14 protein-coding genes are annotated in these 16951 nt (G+C 66.2%); 9 read left to right on the top strand and 5 right to left on the bottom strand.

Translation table 11 applies throughout. The annotated features are described in order from the left end of the window. The first annotated feature begins 191 nt into the window (after nt 1-191). The 3 genes from metG to E2I15_RS38035 all read left to right on the top strand — a co-directional run bounded on the left by metG (nt 192) and on the right by E2I15_RS38035 (nt 5936). Nucleotides 192-1871, top strand: a complete 1680-nt coding sequence (gene metG, locus E2I15_RS38045) for a methionine--tRNA ligase (protein WP_137483523.1) — start codon at nt 192-194, stop codon at nt 1869-1871. Nucleotides 1872-1940: 69 nt separating this feature from the next. After that, nucleotides 1941-2939 (top strand): NAD(P)H-quinone oxidoreductase, encoded by a 999-nt coding sequence (locus E2I15_RS38040; protein ID WP_137483524.1) that lies wholly within the window; start codon nt 1941-1943, stop codon nt 2937-2939. A 120-nt stretch (nt 2940-3059) separates the two neighbouring features. Then, nucleotides 3060-5936 (top strand): EAL domain-containing protein, encoded by a 2877-nt coding sequence (locus E2I15_RS38035; protein WP_018268976.1) that lies wholly within the window; start codon nt 3060-3062, stop codon nt 5934-5936. A 94-nt stretch (nt 5937-6030) separates the two neighbouring features. On the opposite strand, the gene E2I15_RS38030 is transcribed toward E2I15_RS38035, so the two are convergent. Beyond that, nucleotides 6031-6309, bottom strand: coding sequence for a DUF7662 domain-containing protein (locus E2I15_RS38030; protein ID WP_137483525.1), 279 nt, complete (start codon nt 6307-6309; stop codon nt 6031-6033). Nucleotides 6310-6424: 115 nt separating this feature from the next. Here E2I15_RS38030 and E2I15_RS38025 point away from each other — a divergent pair, with 115 nt between their 5' ends. After that, entirely contained in the window at nt 6425-7918 is a 1494-nt protein-coding gene (locus E2I15_RS38025; RefSeq protein WP_137483526.1) for a sensor domain-containing diguanylate cyclase, read from the top strand. Nucleotides 7919-8165: 247 nt separating this feature from the next. Here the strand turns inward: E2I15_RS38025 and E2I15_RS38020 are convergent, their stop codons facing one another. From E2I15_RS38020 to E2I15_RS38010, 3 genes are all read right to left on the bottom strand, one after another. After that, nucleotides 8166-10202: a DEAD/DEAH box helicase gene (locus tag E2I15_RS38020; protein WP_137483527.1), complete on the bottom strand. Its 2037-nt coding sequence runs from the start codon at nt 10200-10202 to the stop codon at nt 8166-8168. Between the two features lie 280 nt (nt 10203-10482). Next, complete coding sequence (locus E2I15_RS38015; RefSeq protein ID WP_137483528.1) at nt 10483-10830, bottom strand: hypothetical protein; 348 nt, start codon at nt 10828-10830, stop codon at nt 10483-10485. 209 nt (nt 10831-11039) lie between these two features. Continuing rightward, nucleotides 11040-11645 (bottom strand): CGNR zinc finger domain-containing protein, encoded by a 606-nt coding sequence (locus E2I15_RS38010; RefSeq protein WP_137483565.1) that lies wholly within the window; start codon nt 11643-11645, stop codon nt 11040-11042. A gap of 187 nt (nt 11646-11832) precedes the next feature. Between E2I15_RS38010 and E2I15_RS38005 the strand changes: the two genes are divergently transcribed. The 4 genes from E2I15_RS38005 (at nt 11833) to E2I15_RS37990 (ending at nt 14401) form a co-directional block, all read left to right on the top strand. Then, on the top strand, nt 11833-12528 hold the full coding sequence (locus tag E2I15_RS38005) for an alpha/beta fold hydrolase (RefSeq protein WP_137483529.1): 696 nt from the start codon (nt 11833-11835) through the stop codon (nt 12526-12528). Nucleotides 12529-12561: 33 nt separating this feature from the next. Then, the gene (locus E2I15_RS38000; protein WP_137483530.1) at nt 12562-13161 is read left to right on the top strand and encodes a TMEM175 family protein; all 600 of its coding nucleotides are present in this window, start codon (nt 12562-12564) and stop codon (nt 13159-13161) included. 40 nt (nt 13162-13201) lie between these two features. Next, nucleotides 13202-14056 (top strand): alpha/beta fold hydrolase, encoded by an 855-nt coding sequence (locus E2I15_RS37995; protein ID WP_137483531.1) that lies wholly within the window; start codon nt 13202-13204, stop codon nt 14054-14056. A gap of 81 nt (nt 14057-14137) precedes the next feature. Beyond that, nucleotides 14138-14401: a hypothetical protein gene (locus E2I15_RS37990; protein WP_137483532.1), complete on the top strand. Its 264-nt coding sequence runs from the start codon at nt 14138-14140 to the stop codon at nt 14399-14401. Nucleotides 14402-14544: 143 nt separating this feature from the next. Here E2I15_RS37990 and E2I15_RS37985 read toward each other — a convergent pair whose 3' ends face one another. Beyond that, nucleotides 14545-15846, bottom strand: coding sequence for a PQQ-dependent sugar dehydrogenase (locus E2I15_RS37985; RefSeq protein WP_137483533.1), 1302 nt, complete (start codon nt 15844-15846; stop codon nt 14545-14547). A 462-nt stretch (nt 15847-16308) separates the two neighbouring features. On the opposite strand from E2I15_RS37985, the gene E2I15_RS37980 reads away from it, so the two are divergent. Then, on the top strand, nt 16309-16596 hold the full coding sequence (locus E2I15_RS37980) for a hypothetical protein (RefSeq protein ID WP_137483534.1): 288 nt from the start codon (nt 16309-16311) through the stop codon (nt 16594-16596). Nucleotides 16597-16951: the final 355 nt, after the last annotated feature.

Genomic DNA, 16951 nt, shown 5'->3' with positions numbered 1-16951 from the left:
TGCAACATCTGACGCGAATGCCCCGGCCCGACCGCAAGGAGTCTGACCGGACGGGATAGTGCGCCTGCGCGCCAGGCATGAGCCGACCCCAAGCCCTTCCGGTCATGCGGGAGGGCTTTTTGATTGTCCGATTTGATTGCGTCGGAATTTCTCTTGGGGTCGGCATCACCGAACGCGAAAGACCTTAGCCCATGACCAAATTTCTCATCACCAGTGCGCTGCCTTACGTCAACGGCGTCAAGCATCTCGGCAATCTCATCGGCTCGCTGCTGCCCGCCGACGTCCACGCCCGCTTCCGGCGGCAGACCGGCTGCGACGTGCTATTCATCTGCGCGACCGACGAGCACGGCACGCCGGCCGAGCTCGGCGCCATCGAGGCCGGACAGGATGTCCGCGCGTTCTGCGACGCGCAGCACGCCGTTCAGGCCGACATCTACCGGCGCTTCGGCCTGTCCTTCGATCATTTCGGCCGCACTAGCGCGCCGCACAACCATGCGCTGACGCAGCACTTCTATCGCCGGCTCGACGACGCCGGGCTGATCGAGGCTCGCACCTCGCGACAGGTGTTCTCGCCGGCCGACCGGCGCTTCCTGCCCGACCGCTACGTGCTCGGCACCTGCCCGCATTGCGGCGAGGCTGGCGCGCGCGGCGACCAATGCGACCATTGCGGCACGCTGCTCGACCCGCCGGACCTCATTGATCCCCGCTCGGCGCTGTCAGGCGACCGTGCGCTCGAGATCCGCGAGAGCCGTCATCTGTTTCTGCGGCAGTCGCGACTGGTCGAGAGGATCGGCGCATGGATCGACAGCCGCAAAGGATGGTCACCCTTCGTGGTGTCGACCGCGAAGGGCTGGCTCAATGCGGAGCTGCGCGACCGCTGCATCACGCGCGATCTTGCTTGGGGCATCGCGGTGCCGCGCGAAGGCTTCGAGGGCAAGGTGTTCTATGTCTGGTTCGATGCGCCGATCGGCTACATCGCAGCGACGCAGGAATGGGCCGACGCCGCGCCGGGCCGCGACTGGCGGCAATGGTGGTGGCAGGCCGACGATGTCTGCTACATCCAGTTTCTCGGCAAGGACAACATCCCGTTCCACACCGTGAGCTTTCCGGCGACGCTGATCGGCTCCGGCGAACCGTGGAAGACCGCCGATGTGATCAAGGGATTCCATTGGCTGAACTACGAAGGCGGCAAGTTCTCGACCAGCCGAAAGCGCGGCGTCTTCACCGATGCAGCGCTCACGGAATTGCCGGCCGATCTCTGGCGCTGGTGGCTGATCGCCAACGCGCCCGAAAGCGCCGACACCGATTTTGGCGTCGCCAGGTTCGTTGCCGACGTGAACAAGGATCTCGCCGACATCTTCGGCAATCTCGCCAATCGCATCATCAGTTTCGCCCATCACGCCTTCGACGGCCGCTTTCCCGAAGGCGGCGTACCCGATGATGCCGAGCGACAGCTGGCGCACGGTCTGGAGCAGCGCATCGTGACGCTGCACCGCCACCACACCGCACTGGAGTTTCGCGCAGCGGCGGCAACGACCCGCGCGATCTGGGACACCGCGAATGCTTACCTGCAACACGCGGCACCCTGGTCCGCCATCAAGTCCGATCCTGAACGCGCGGCGGTCATCACCCGCGTCGGGCTCAATCTTGTCGCGCTGAGTGCGACGCTGGCGTGGAGCATCGCGCCCCACCTCGCGGCGCGCGTGCTCGGCACGCTCGGTCAGAGCGATGCCGTGCCGCGCTGGCCCAATGGCCCACTCCTCCCGCTGCTGGATCGCGGCACGGGCACGCCGGTCGCAAGGCTCGGCCCGCTGGTCGAGAAAATCACGCCTGAGAGAGCCGGCCAGCTCACGGCGCGGTTCGGGGCTTAATGGCGTTTCGCTTCGGTGGAAAAGGCGGTATGCCATCCGCCAATCCTCTCCACTGACCAGGGACCAGCCATGCCAAACCTGCCCGCGCAAATGACCGTCGTCGCCATCAGCAAGCCGGGTGGCCCTGAGGTGCTGGTGCCGGAGACCCGCGCGGTGCCGGTGCCGAAGGCCGGCGAGATCTTGGTCAAGGTCGCGGCCGCCGGCGTCAATCGTCCTGACGTCGCGCAGCGCTCCGGCTCCTATCCGCCGCCGCCCGGCGCCAGCGACCTGCCCGGCCTCGAGATCGCGGGCGAAGTGGTCGCGCTCGGCGAAGGCGCAAAGCACAAGATCGGCGACAAGGTGATGTCGCTGGTCGCCGGCGGCGGCTACGCGCAATATTGCATCGCGCAGGACGCGCAGGCGATGACCGTGCCGCCCTCGCTGTCGATGCAGGAAGCCGGCGCGATTCCGGAAACGCTGATGACCGTGTGGCACAACGTGTTCGAGCGCGGCGCGCTCAAGGCTGGCGAAACGCTGCTGATTCATGGCGGCTCGTCGGGCATCGGCACGATGGCGATCCAGCTTGCCAAGGCGTTCGGCGCCAAGGTGATCGTCACCGTCGGCTCGCAGGACAAGGCCGATGCCTGCCTCAAGCTCGGCGCCGATCACGCGGTCAACTACAAGACCGAGGATTTCGTCGAAGCGGTGAAGAAGGCCACCGGCGGCAACGGCGCCGATGTCATCCTCGACATGGTGGGCGGCGACTATATCGACCGGAACTACGACGCCGCCGCGGTCGAGGGCCGCATCGTCCAGATCGCGTTCCTGTCGGGAACACCGAAGGCGACGGCCAATTTTGCCAAGCTGATGGTCAAGCGGCTGCATCACACCGGCTCGACCCTGCGCCCCCGTAGTAATGCGGACAAGGCGGCGATGGTCGCGGCGATCGAGGCAAAGGCGCTGCCCTTGCTGCGCGAAGGCCGCGTCAAACCGCTGATGGACAGCACATTCCCGCTGGAAAAGGCCGCCGACGCGCATCGGCGCATGGAGACCAGCGAACATATTGGCAAAATTGTGTTGGTGGTTTAACCCTCGCGACCGAAGCAGGGGCGGAAACCCTTTGATTCCCTTCGCTTTCGTGTCATTTATCGCGCCACCGCCGGGCCGGTCGCCGGGCCCGGTCAGTTTGTCGATCGCGGAGTACTGACATTGCGTCTGATCAGGTGCCTTGCGCTGCTCGCGCTGGGCCTCATGATGTTTGCCGCCGCGCCTGCCGCGTATGCGATCGACGCGGTCAGCGTGCGCAGCGATGCGCCGGCGATCGATCTGACGGCGGTTCTCGACCATCAGCGCAGTGAAACCGACCGCATCCAGGTCTCCACCGCCCCCGGAACCGACGGCATCGTGCGCCGCATCGAGGTTCGCGCCCGCGAAGGCGGCCAGAACTGGGTCGTGTTCGCGCTCGCCAACAACACCGACGATCAGCTCGACCGCCTGATCGTCGCGCCGCACTACCGCATCGTGTCGTCCGGCCTGTTGTGGCCCGACCTCGGCCTGTCGCGCATCGCCACCATCACGCCGTCGGTCGGCGATCGTCCCGAGCGGCAGGAGAGTCCGACCGCCGACGTGTTCCGCATCACGCTCGATCCCGGCGCCGTCGTCACCTATGTCGCGGAACTGCGCACCGACAAGCTGCCGCAGCTCTATCTGTGGGAACCCGACGCCTACAAGGACAAGGTCAACTCGTTCACGCTGTACCAGGGCATCGTGATCGGCATCTCGGGCCTGCTCGCGCTCGTGCTCACGATCTTGTTTGTGGTCAAGGGCAGCATCATGTTCCCGGCCGCCGCGGCGCTGGCATGGGCGGTGCTGGTCTATATCGGCGTCGACTTCGGCTTCTGGGGCAAGGTGCTCGACATGTCGAACAACGCCGAGCGCGTCTGGCGCGCGGCGGGCGAGGCGATCCTCGCGGCGACACTGCTGGTGTTCCTGTTCGCCTATCTCAATCTCAGTCGCTGGCACGTCCGCTACTCGCACATCACGATCGGCTGGCTGGTCTTCCTCGGCTCGCTGGTCGCGCTGGCGCTGTTCGATCCCGCGGTCGCCTCCGGCATCGCGCGCATGTCGCTGGTGATGATCGCCTTCGCCGGCTTCGCGCTGATCGTCTATCTCTCGACCCACGGCTTCGACCGCGCGGTGCTGTTGATCCCGACCTGGTTCCTGCTGGTGGTCTGGGTGGTCGCGGCCGGCATGACGGTCGCAGGCTCCGTCACCAACGACATCGTCGGTCCGGCGCTGCTCGGCGGCCTGGTGCTGATCGTGATGCTGATCGGTTTCACGGTGATGCAGCACGCCTTTGCCGGCGGCGGCGCCACCACCGGCGTCGTCTCCGACGTCGAGCGCCGTGCGCTGGCGCTGACCGGCTCGGGCGACCTGATCTGGGACTGGGACGTCTCCGCCGACAAGGTGTTCACCAGCCCCGAGACCGAGGCCCTGCTCGGCCTCAAGCGCGGCACGCTGGAGGGCCCGGCGGCGAAATGGCTCGAGGTGCTGCACCCGCTCGACCAGGACCGCTTCCGCGCCGCGCTGGACAGCGTGCTCGACCAGCGCCGCGGCCGCCTGGTGCAGGATTTCCGGCTGCGCACGCCCGACGGCCACTTCATGTGGTTCGCGCTGAAGGCGCGGCCGGTGGTCGGCTCCGACGGCGAGGTCTCGCGCGTGGTCGGCACCCTGACCGACGTCACCGAGTTCAAGAACTCCGAAGAGCGGATGCTTCATGACTCCGTGCACGACAATCTGACCGGCCTGCCGAACCGCCGGCTGTTCATGGACCGCCTCGGCGCGGTGGCGAATCTCGCCAAGACCATGCCGAACCTGCGGCCGACCTTGATGGTGATCGATCTCGACCGCTTCAAGCAGGTCAACGATTCCGTCGGCATTGCGGTCGGCGATTCCATTTTGCTGACGCTGGCACGGCGGCTGACCCGCATCCTCAAGCCGCAGGACACGCTGGCCCGCATGGCCGGCGACCAGTTCGGCCTGATCCTGCTGTCGGAACAGGACCCGGCGCGGATCACCAATTTCGCCGAGACCATCCGCAAGACCATCCGCGCCCCGATCGCGTTCAACGACCGCGAGATCTTCCTGACCGCCTCGATCGGGCTTGCGCTGTCCGACCCGGCGGCGCCGCTGACCGACGAGATCATCAAGGACGCCGAGCTTGCGATGTATCATTCCAAGCGGATCGGCGGCGACCGCATCGATGTCTACAAGCCGGCGATGCGGGCGCGGAAGACCGACCGCCTGACGCTGGAGAGCGACCTGCGCCGCGCCATCGAGCGGCAGGAGATCACGATCCTGTACCAGCCGATCGTGCGGCTGGAGGATCGGGCGATCGCCGGCTTCGAGGCGCTGGCGCGCTGGGACCATCCCAAGCTCGGCCGGATGTCGCCGTCGGAGTTCATCAACGTCGCCGAGGAGACCGGCCTGATCGTCGATCTCGGCATGTTCGTGATGGACCAGACCGCGCGCCAGCTCGCTGTGTGGCAGCGCGCGATGCGCTCGCGCGAGCCGATCTTCGCGTCGGTCAACGTGTCGTCGCGGCAGCTGCTGCGCCACGATCTGATCCACGACATCCGCACCGTGCTGTCGCGCTCCTCGGTGGCGCGCGGCACGCTGAAGCTGGAGCTGACGGAATCGCTGGTCATGGAGAACCCGGAGCACGCCGCCCAGATGCTGGCACGGATCCGCGAGCTCGGCACCGGGCTGTCGCTCGACGATTTCGGTACCGGCCACTCCTCGCTGTCCTATCTGCAGCGCTTCCCGTTCGACACGATCAAGATCGACCAATCCTTCGTCCGCACCACGAGCCGCGGCACCCGCCCGGTGATCCTGAAATCGATCATCGCGCTGGCGCACGATCTCGGCATGGAAGTGGTCGCGGAAGGCGCCGAGACGGATTCGGACGCCGTCGAGCTCTACCAGCTCGGCTGCGAATACGCGCAGGGCTTTGCCTTCGGCGAGCCGATGGACGCGGATGCGGCGACCCGGCTGCTCACCGAGGAACGGCTGGAAGCCGCGAGCTAACTCTTGTCGTCCCGGCCTTGAGCCGGACCCATACGCCGCGGCCCATCCATGACGGGCTGGGGCCAGTTGCCTTCGTAACAACAATGCCCTGTGGTTATGGGTCCCGGCGTTCGCCGGGAGGACGGTTGGGCATGCGCTTGAACTTGACGCTCTTGCCGTCGGCCTGACGGGTGGCGATATAGCCGCCTTCGAGGCAGGCCTCGCGTTGCGGCATCTTCTCCTGCGGGCTGCGCAACGTCTCCCACCACGACGCCCGATGCGCGGCGCGCGGCAGCGCCGCGTCGATGATCGCCTCGATCTCCTCGAAGGTCAGCACGAATTCGGGCAGATGCTGCTTCTTCAGATAATCCCGCAATGCGTCGTAGTCGCTCACAACGTCCTCGATGACAAAAGTCCGGCAACCACCCGTTAACCCATTCGGCGGCCGCTGTCGCCATTTAAGGCGACAACAAGATTTCCCGTTGCATGACGGCGCATTGGAGCGGGACATGCCATTTCGACGGGGAAATGACGCAAGGAGGCGCTGGCGGCTATCGGCAAAGCTGCTGATCGCGGCGTCGGTTGCGACCGTCCTCGGCTTCTCCGCGATCTGCGCCGGCGTGATGTTCGACATGCGCCGCGGCGAGGAGGAACTGGCCCGCCGCACTCTGGAGAATCTGGCATCGGGTATCGAGGCCGACATCAGCCGCAACATCGAGCTCTACGACCTGTCGCTGCGCGCGGTCGCCAGCAATCTCGAGATGCCGGAAATCCGCAATATCAGCAAGGAGCTGCGCCAGCTGATCCTGTTCGATCACGCCGCGACCGCAAAACATTTCGGCGCGATCCAGGTCTTCGACACCAGGGGCAATTTGACCATCGACGCGGCGAGCCTCGATCCGCGGCCGGAGAACCGCAGCGACGAGGAGTATTTCACGATCCAGCGCGACAATCCCGACGCCGGCCTTTACGTCAGCCGGCCGATGCTGCATCGCGGCGCCTACGCCATCGTGCTGAGCCGGCGCATCGTCGGCGAGGACGGCCGCTTCCTCGGCGTCGTGGTCGGCTCGATCCGCTTCAGCTATTTCCACGATCTGTTCGGGCGGCTGAGCCTCATGCCGGGCGACACTATCACCGTGCTGCGCAACGACCGCACCATCATCATGCGGACGCCGTTCGATCTCGACGTGATCGGCAAGAACCTCGCGGAGCAGCTGGACTGGAAGGCCGAGAACCTGAAGGTGGGCGGCGCCTTCTCCGGCAAGGGCCCGGTCGACGACACGCCGCGGCTCTATGTCAGGCGCAGCAGCACCGGTCCGCTTTACGTGGTGGTCGGCAAGCCGCTCGAAGCCGTCTTCAACCTCTGGCGCACCGAGGCCATTCGCATCGGCGCGATCATGGCGTTTCTGATCCTGTTCGTGCTCAGCGCAACGCTGGTGCTCGCCCGCGAGATCGTCCGCCGCGCCGACGCCGAGGACAAGCTCGAGGAGATGGCGACCACCGACGCCCTCACCGGCCTGAAGAACCGGCGCAAGTTCGACGGCGAGATCGAGCGCGAATGGCGCCGTGCCGGCCGCTACGGCCAGCCGGTCGCGCTATTGATGATCGATGCCGATCATTTCAAGGCCTACAACGACACCTATGGGCATCAGGCCGGCGACCAGGTGCTGGTCGGGATCGCGATCTGCATTTCGGATGCGGTACGCCGCGCCGGCGATTGCCCGGCGCGCTTCGGCGGCGAGGAATTCGCCGTGCTGCTGCCCAACATGACCGCGCTCGAGGCCTTCAATCTGGCCGAGACCATCCGCAACAAGGTCCAGCAATGGTGCGCGGGCGAGCTGATCACGACAGTCAGCATCGGCGTCGCCAGCATGCGGCCGACCGCGGGCCAGCAATGGTCCGACCTGATCGAGGCCGCCGACAGGGCGCTCTACGCTGCCAAGGCCAACGGCCGCAACCAGTCGGTGCTCGCAACCGTGCCGAAGATCGCGCTGGTGGCGTGAGGGCCAAGCGGCGGCAAGATACCTGGCTTCACACGCAATCAGTTAGACGCGGAGCCCCCCACATCGACGTCCCGGCGAAGGCCGGACCCATAACCACCGCATGTGATTGTGAACGGGATTGTGGCCCCAGCGCGTGTAACAATGGGCATTTGGGGTAATGGGTCCCGGCCTTCGCCGGGAGAACGCTGAGTTTGTTGCGAGGTCGAAACTCATACGTCGGCATTCTGAACGCTGCGCCGGCGCCGCCTCAGTCGCGGCGCTTCTTCTTCGGCTTCTTGCCGAACTTCGGTTTCGCCGACACATCCGGCCACGGTGTGACGCCGCCCTGGCCCGACTTGCCCGGATGCTTCCTTTTCTTCCCGAACCGTGGCTCGTCGCCGGATTTCGGCTTGAAGCCTTTTCCGTCCCGATCGGATCGGAACGAGTCCCTGGATTCCTTCTTTGAAGCGTATTCGTGACGTGAACCGCTCGCGGCTTCGCTCGAAAACGCTCTGGCCCCGCGGTCCGGCTTGCCGCCCCGCCTTGCTGCCCCCTCGTCGGCGCGCGGCGCGCTGTATCCGCCGTCGTCATTGTCGCGCCACGGCTTGCGCGCCGGCTTCTCGCGCGCCTCGCCCTGCGGTGCGCCCGCCAGCGGCTCGATGCGGATGCTGTCTTCCTTGTCCGGGCGCTTGATCTTGACCGCGAAGGAATCCGCGACCCGCGCGGCGATCTCGAACTCGGTGGTCGTGTCCATGATCTTGATCGCGCCGATGTCGCGCTTGTCGATGCCACCACGGCGGCAGATCATCGGCAGCAGCCAGCGGGCTTCGGCATTCTTCCGGCGTCCGATCGCGGCGCGGAACCAGACGGTCGCCTCCTCCATGCCATGACGCGCGGAGGACTTGCCGGTCTTCGATCGCGGCCCGGCGGCACGATCATCGCGGCGCGAGGCGCGCTCGCCGCGGCGATCGTCGCGGTCCCGGCCCCGTCCCTCGCCGGGATCGAGAATGTCTTCGGGCGCAGGCAGCCGCGCGCGATAGAGTCGGGCGAGCGCTGAAGCAATCGCCTCGGGCGAGCGTTCGGCGAGCAAGGCCTGCGCCAGTGCCAGATCGTCGGATGTCGCCGCCTCGGAGAACACCGCATCCTGCAGCAGGCGATCATGGTCGAGCTTGCGTATCTCCTCCGCCTGCGGCGCGGAGCCCCACACCACATCGATGCCGGCGAGATCGAGCAGCAATTCGGCGCGCCGCCGCCGTGCCGGCGGCACCAGCAGGATGCTGACGCCCTTGCGGCCGGCGCGGCCGGTGCGGCCCGAGCGATGCTGCATGACCTCGGGATCTTTCGGCAAATCCGCGTGAATGACGAGATCGAGGCTCGGCAGATCGATGCCGCGCGCCGCGACGTCGGTCGCGACGCAAACCCGCGACCGTCCGTCGCGCAACGCCTGCAGCGCCTGGGTCCGCTCGTTCTGGGTCATTTCGCCCGATAGCGCGGCGACGGAGAACCCGCGCTCGAGCAGCGCCGCCTGCAAATGCCTGACGGCCTCACGGGTGTTGCAAAACACCAGCGCGCTCGGCGCCTCATGGAAACGCAGCACGTTGACGACGGCGTGCTCGACATCGTCGGCGGCCACCCGGATGGCGCGATACTCGATATCGGCATGGCCGCCTTCGTCACCCGCGACCTCGATCCGGAACGCCTGCTCCTGATACTGCTTGGCGAGCGCGACGATGCCGCGCGGGAACGTCGCCGAGAACAGCAAGGTGCGACGGGTGTCCGGCGTGGTCTCGAGGATGAATTCCATATCCTCGCGGAAACCGAGATTGAGCATTTCATCGGCCTCGTCGAGCACCACGACCTTGAGTCCCGAAATGTCGAGACGGCCGCGCCGCAAGTGGTCGCACAACCGGCCGGGCGTCCCGACCACGATGTGGGCGCCCTCGGCAAGCTCGCGCTGCTCGCGGCGCGGATCCATGCCGCCGACGCAGGAGACGACGCGGGCATCGGCATGCTCGTAGAGCCACGCAAGCTCGCGCTGAACCTGCAGGGCGAGCTCGCGGGTCGGCGCGACGATCAGGGCCAGCGGGGCGGCAGCCGGCTCGAACCGCTCGGCGCCGTCGAGCAGGTCCCTTGCCATGGCCAAGCCGTAGGCAACGGTCTTGCCCGAGCCGGTCTGGGCCGAAACGAGGAGATCACGGTCGACGGCGTCGTCCGCGAGCACGGCGAGCTGGACAGGGGTAGGTTGATCGTAGTTGCGCTCGGCCAAGGCGCGGGCGAGCGGCGAACTTGTGGTCGGGAACGGCACGAGATGGGAAACCTTGATTGGTCCGGGCGCAGAACGTCGAGCGGGACGACCTGGAGCTGCGTACCCGGCAAGCGGCACAACGGCATGACGATTTGGGGTGCTTTACGCCAAGAAGCGCCAAATCGCCATGCCCCATCGCAGAAAAGCTGGGGCGCGGATCAGGCGGGCTGCCCGATCGGGGCCGTAGGGCCGGTCAGCGCGATGGCGCGTGACGGCTTGAGAGGTCAAGAGGGAGCGACAGCGGGACGAGCGCCGTTGCGGCACTCCTCTTGACGCGGCATCACTTTGCCTTGAGTGCCTTCTCGTGGCTCTCGAGCGCCGCTGCCATCAGCTTCGGCAATTGCGCGGCATAGACCTCGATGAAGGTGGCATCGCCGCAGGCCTCCGGATCGCGCGCCGCCTGCTCGGCGATGCGCGCGGCCCTGGCCTCGCATTTCGCGAACATGTGCCAGAACCAGTCGGCATTCTTCCCGAGTGCCGGCTTGTTCTTCTTGATGACGGCGGCACCGACCGCGCTCATCGCGCTGACGACGCCGGCGCCCAGCGTGCTGATGGCGCGCGCGTTAAGGATGTCCTCGCGCCCTTGCGTAGTGGCGTTGGTCGCGGTCGCTCGTCCCTTGGCCGGCATGTTGTGAGCTCCTTCGATCCCTGCGGCGGATGCAGCATCGGCCGCGGAAGTTGAGGAAGGCTCAAGGGGCATGGTTGAAAACCGCTATGGATTTCATTCCGGTTTTATGCACTTCCGAACGATCGGTCCTGGAGGGGAGTTTGCCTTCTCCTCCGCCGCGAGAATCCGTCAGGTGCCGTTACCCTTTGGCGCCGTGGCTTTTGCTGATCTCAGCCCCTGTCCTTCATCCGGCTGCGGTGCGCGGCCTGCTTGGCGCGGTTGCCGCAGATCGCCATGCTGCACCATCGGCGCGCACGCGCCCGCGTGTGATCGGCAAACATCAGCGTGCACGCCGGGCCCTCGCACGCCTTGATGTCGGAGAAGCTTTCCTCGCAGACGACCCGGGCCATCGCTTCCCCGATCGGCAACAGCAATGTTTCGGCCGAGCGCCAGTGCCGCGTCCGCTCCAGCGCGAAACCGTCATCGCCGTCCTTTTGGCGATGCGCCACGAGCTTGCTGAACGCCTGATCGCTTTCCAGCAGCCGGTTCAGCGGCTCGAGCTCCCTGAGCGCCCGCGGCGTCAGCGGCCGGCCCATATGCTTGCGGACGAAGCCGCGGAACCATTCGCGCAAATCGCGGGCCTGGCCGGCGACGTTGTCGAGCTCGCCAGGCGTCGCGCGCGCTTTGAGCTCGCCGAGCACATCGGGCGGCACCAGCTGCGCCTGCGCAAGCCAGCGCAACAGGCCGTCGCCATCGGCGATCCAGTCCAGCGGCGTATCGACCGGCGTCGCGATCGAATTGATGAAATCGAGACCCAGGCTGTCTGCGATGAACATCGCGGGCGGATGGGATTGCACAGTGACGCCCTCCTGGCGGCTTTCTGACGGCTTCCTCAGCTACGGAAATAGTAACCTGATAAAATCCATTTGACAAGTTACGCACCATCGACCATAAGCGCAGTAACCTATCAAATAGCCTTTTTGGGGTTACTGCCGAAACCGGCCTGAGACGAGGGAACGGACAATGTCGAACGAGAATGTCAGCGTGGTGCTTGCGCATGGCGCGTGGGCCGATGGCTCGAGCTGGGCGCGGGTGATCACGGCGCTCGACGCCGAGGGCATTGCGGCGGTGGGGGCGCCGCTGCCCCTTACTTCGCTCGCCGACGACGTCGCCGCGCTGAACCGCACGCTGGACCGCGTCGCGGGCCCGGTGGTGCTGGTTGGCCATGCCTATGCCGGCGCCGTGATTGCCGGGACCCGCTCGCCGCGCGTCAAGGCACTGGTCTATGTCGCGGCGCTGGCGCCGGACGAAGGCGAGACGGTCGCCGACGTCTTCTACCGGCTGCCGCCGCATCCGTTCGCTCCGAAGCTTGCGCCCGACGCCAATGGTCTGATCTGGCTGCCGGAGTCCGCTTTCGCAGCGGCCTTCGCGCAGGGCGCACGGTCCGAGGATCTCGCGGTGCTCGCCGCCGTGCAGCGGCCGATCTCGCCGGCCTGCATCACCGTGCCGGTCGGCCGCCCGCTCTGGAAGGACGTCCCGAGCTGGTTCCTAGTTGCCGAGGACGACCGGATGATCGCGCCCGGGACACAGCGCAGCATGGCGGCGCGGATGCAGGCGACCGTGCGCTCACATCCCGTCGATCACACCCCGATCGTCACCGCGCCGAAGCTCGTCACCGACATCATCCGGGAGGCGGTCGAGAGCGTTACAGAGCACTGACCTCTTCCCACGATTTCGGACAGGAGAGCTGCCATGCAGGAGAAACGTCTCTCGGCCGACCGGCTCGGTGCGTTTTCCGACGCGGTGATCGCCGTCATCATCACGGTGATGGTGCTGGAGCTGAAGCCGCCGGAGGGCTCGCGGTTCGCCGACCTGCTGCCGCTGTGGCCGACCGCGATCAGCTACGCCGCGAGCTACCTGTTCATCGCGGTGATCTGGGTCAATCATCACCATCTGCTGCATCTGGTACGGCAGCCGACGCCGCTATTGATCTGGCTGAACTTCGTGCATCTGTTCGCGGTCTCGCTGCTGCCGTTTGCCACCGCATGGGTCGCGCGATCGCACATGGCCGCCGCGCCGGTGGTGGTCTATGCGGTGATCTTCCTCCTGGTCGACCTCGCCTATCTGGCCTTCGAGCGCGCGGTGCTGGCACAAGCCGACCAGAGCGCGATCTCTGAGCGCGTGCGAACATGGACGCAGCGCCGCACGCTGCTCGCGCTGCTGGTGTTCGCGGCCGGCGCCGCCATCGCCCCGCTCATGCCGCTGCTGGGCTTTGCCACCGTGTGCTGCGCCCTGCTGCTCTATCTGCGTCCCGAAGCGATCAGCGGGCTCGCCAAGCAAATCAAATCCTAAGTCCCAGAACTCGCCACATCACAATCACAGGGAGTGACAGATGTCTCAGGTCAAATACCGCACCGCCAATGTCGATGGCTTCAACATCTTCTATCGCGAAGCCGGTTCGCCCGGCGCGCCAAAGCTGCTGCTGCTGCACGGCTTCCCGAGCGCGGGCCACATGTTCCGCGAACTGATCCCGCAACTCGCGGACAAGTTCCACATCGTGGCGCCGGATCTGCCCGGCTTCGGCCAATCGGACATGCCGCCGCGCGACAGGTTCAACTACACCTTCGAGCGCATCGCCGGCGTCATCGATCGCTTTACCGAGGTGATCGACTTCGATCGCTTCGCGGTCTATGTGTTCGATTATGGCGCGCCGACCGGCTTCCGCCTGGCGGTCAAGCATCCGGAGCGGATCACGGCGATCATCTCGCAGAACGGCAACGCCTATGAGGAAGGCCTCAGCGACGGCTGGACTCCGATCAAGGCCTATTGGCAGGATCCTTCGCCGGCGAACCGCGACGCGCTGCGCGCCTTCCTGACGCCGGACACCACGCGCTGGCAGTACACCCACGGCACCTCGGATCCGCAAACGGTGTCGCCGGACGGCCAGAACCTCGACAATTACTACATGGCGCGACCCGGCGCTCACGACGTGCAGCTCGATCTGTTCGGCGACTACAAGAGCAACGTCGCGCTCTACCCCACCTTCCAGACTTACTTCCGCACCCACCAGCCGCCGTTCCTCGCGGTGTGGGGCAAGAACGATCCGTTCTTCCTGCCGCCGGGTGCCGAGGCGTTCAAGCGCGACAACCCGAAGGCGCTCGTCAAATTCTTCGACACCGGCCACTTCGCGCTGGAGACGCATGCCGCCGAGATCGCGCTAAGCATCCGCGAGTTCCTGAGCCGCTGACGTCGCACCGCGAAGGCCGAGGAACTCTTGCCCCAGCTGGATCGTTGGAAAGCGGATGCAATAACTCAGGAGGAAACGCGCATGAGAAACCTGTTATTGGCCGGTGCATTGGCGGTTGCCGGTTTCGCTGTCGCCACGCCGATCTCCATCACGCCCGCGTCAGCTCAAGTTGCCGTCGATACTCCGCTCGGCGGCGTGAGGGTGGGCCCCGAGCCGCGCTACTACCGAGACTACGATCGACCCGCTTATCGCGCCTACGGATACGATCGCGGATATCGTGGATGCCGCACCGTTACGATCGAGCGTGACGACGGCTCGGTCCGCAGGGTCCGCCGCTGCGACTAGCAGAACCGGACTGACAAGATCGCCCCCGACGCTCACAGGGGCGTCGAGCCGGCCCTCGCAATCAAGGAAGCGGGAGCCATCCACTCAGGTCGCCGCAGCCGGCGGCCTGCTTCATTTCGCGAATGCGCGCGCTCGCTCGCAGCCTACGCCGCCGTGACGCGCCAGATCACATTGCCGACGTCGTCGGCCACCAGCAGCGAGCCGTCGGGGCCGAGCGCGACGCCGACCGGGCGGCCGTACGACACCTTCTCGTCGGGCGCGAGGAAGCCCGACAGGATGTCGCGCGGCGGCCCTGCGGGACGGCCGTTCGCGAACGGCACGAACACCACCTTGTAGCCCGACAGCGTCGAGCGATTCCACGAGCCGTGCTGGCCGATCACCATGCCGTCGGGGAATCCCGGCAGCGTGCCCTGCGGCATCCAGCACAGCCCGAGCGAGGCGGTATGGCCGCCGAGCGCGTAGTCCGGCTGGATCGCCTTGGCGACCATCGCCGGATCCTGCGGCACGCGATCGTCCACCGTCTTGCCCCAGTAGCAATAGGGCCAGCCATAGAAGCCGCCGTCACGCACCGAGGTCAGATAGTCCGGCGGCGTCTCGTCGCCGAGGCCGTCGCGTTCGTTGACGACGGTCCAGAGCACATTGGTGCTCGGTTCCCACGCGATGCCCACCGGATTGCGCAGGCCGCCGGCGAAGATGCGGCTGGTGCCACCTGCGAGATCGAGCTCGTAGATCGCGGCGCGGCCTTCCTCGACCGCAAAGCCGTTCTCGGCAATGTTGCTGAGCGAGCCGACGCCGGCATAAAGCTTCTTGCCGTCGGCGCTCGGCAGCAGGCTGCGCGTCCAGTGCCCGTCGGGCTTGAAGCTGACGAGCTTGCGTCCTTGCGCGGTGATGCGATCGGCGCCGGCAACATAGGGAAACGCCACCACGCCGTCGGTGTTGCCGACATAGAAGGTGTCGCCGACCAGCGCCATGCCGAACGGCTGGCTCAATCCCTCCATGAAGGCACTGCTGCTTTCGGCGACGCCGTCGCCATCGCGGTCGCGCAGCAGCGTGATGCGGTTGGCGCTGACGCCGAGCGCTGCGGCGCGCCGCATCGTCGCCTGCATCGCGTAGTGGAAGACGCTGCGCGGGGTGCCAGCGATCTGCGTTGCCTCCGCGATCAGCACGTCGCCGTTGGGCAGCACGTTGATCCAGCGCGGATGATCGAGCCCGGCCGCAAAGGCGTTGACCTTGAGCCCCGGCGCAGCGACCGGCTTCTGGTCCTTGTCCCAGCCCCGCGCCGTCGGCATCTTGAGCGTCGGGATCGCGCCCTGCGGTTTGGCCTGCGGGATCTCTGGCGCGCTGCCCCAGGCGGGCGCGGGCTGCGCGCCCTGCATCCGCCGCCACGCCAAGGCGCCGGCCCCGATCGCCGCGACGACGCGGGCAAAAACTCCAGACGTGCTCATGAACTTCCCCTGTATTTGCGCCGTGTTAGCGCGCCTTGCCATTCCCTTGCCGGCCGGCCGCGGCCCCAGCAGCATTCGCATAATGCCGGCCCTGATGACAGTAGTTATACGATCTTCGCAGCCGCGCACGAATCAGGGAGACTGGCTGCACGCTCCCTTGTCAGGGCGTTTTCCTCCCTGGACCTTGCCCGCCGCAGTGGCGGGCTTCCTTTTACGAACCGCCTTGGTTCTCTCGCAGCACTGCTGCGTGCACCTCGTCCGCTTCCCGTTATAGCCATAGAAGCATAACGATCCGGCGATGGATGCATCCTGCCGGGCAGAGCCGGCATTGCCCGGAGCGCAAGCCCCTTCACAAGAACCTGATCCCACGCTCACACAGATTTGCCTTTGCGGAACGCATGGCAGATCAGGAACGCCGCTCCGTGGCGGTCGTTGGTCGGGACACCAGCAAGGAGAGTGTGAATGCAACGAAAGACCAAGATATTGTCCCTCGCCGCGGCGTCCCTGATCGCAACAACGGCAGGCGCGTTCGCACAAGGCTACTATCCTTACGGGAACCCTGGTCCGAGATATTATGGCGGCCCCCGCTATCAGGCCGTGCAGCCTGATGTGATGTACTCTCCGGCGCAGCCCGGCTGGTATGGTTCGTTCAACGGCACCAACCACCCGACGCCGAGCTCGACCCAGGGCGACGTGGGTCCTGAAGGGAACAACAATGGGACGCTGACCGGCGTCTACAGGCGCTGGTAGCCCACGCGAATTTGAGGCTCGTCGCCCGGCTCGAGCGACGGGCCTTTTTGCTGTTCCGCGTGACGCCAGACTGTTCTACAACGTCAAGGCCGCTACTTCACCATCGCGCCGTAGACGATGTCCTGCACATTCTCGCGATAATATTTGCGCAATTCGCCCGGCGCGCCCCCGGTGAGGAAACAATGAGAAAAACCGTCATTGCCGCGGCTGGGCGATTTGTTATGGTGGCTGCCCGCAGCTCGCAGGATTAGATCACGCCGGCAAGAGCGCCAAGACTTCGCGGCGCGCGGCCGCGTCGCGCAGGTGCATGCCTTCGCGAACAGCGACGGCGGCTCCTAGGAGATCCGCGACGCCG

Origin of the sequence: Bradyrhizobium sp. BR2003, from assembly GCF_009720285.1 — a bacterium.
Classification (GTDB): Bacteria; Pseudomonadota; Alphaproteobacteria; order Rhizobiales; family Xanthobacteraceae; genus Bradyrhizobium; species Bradyrhizobium elkanii.
This window is presented reverse-complemented; position numbering and strand designations above follow the sequence as displayed.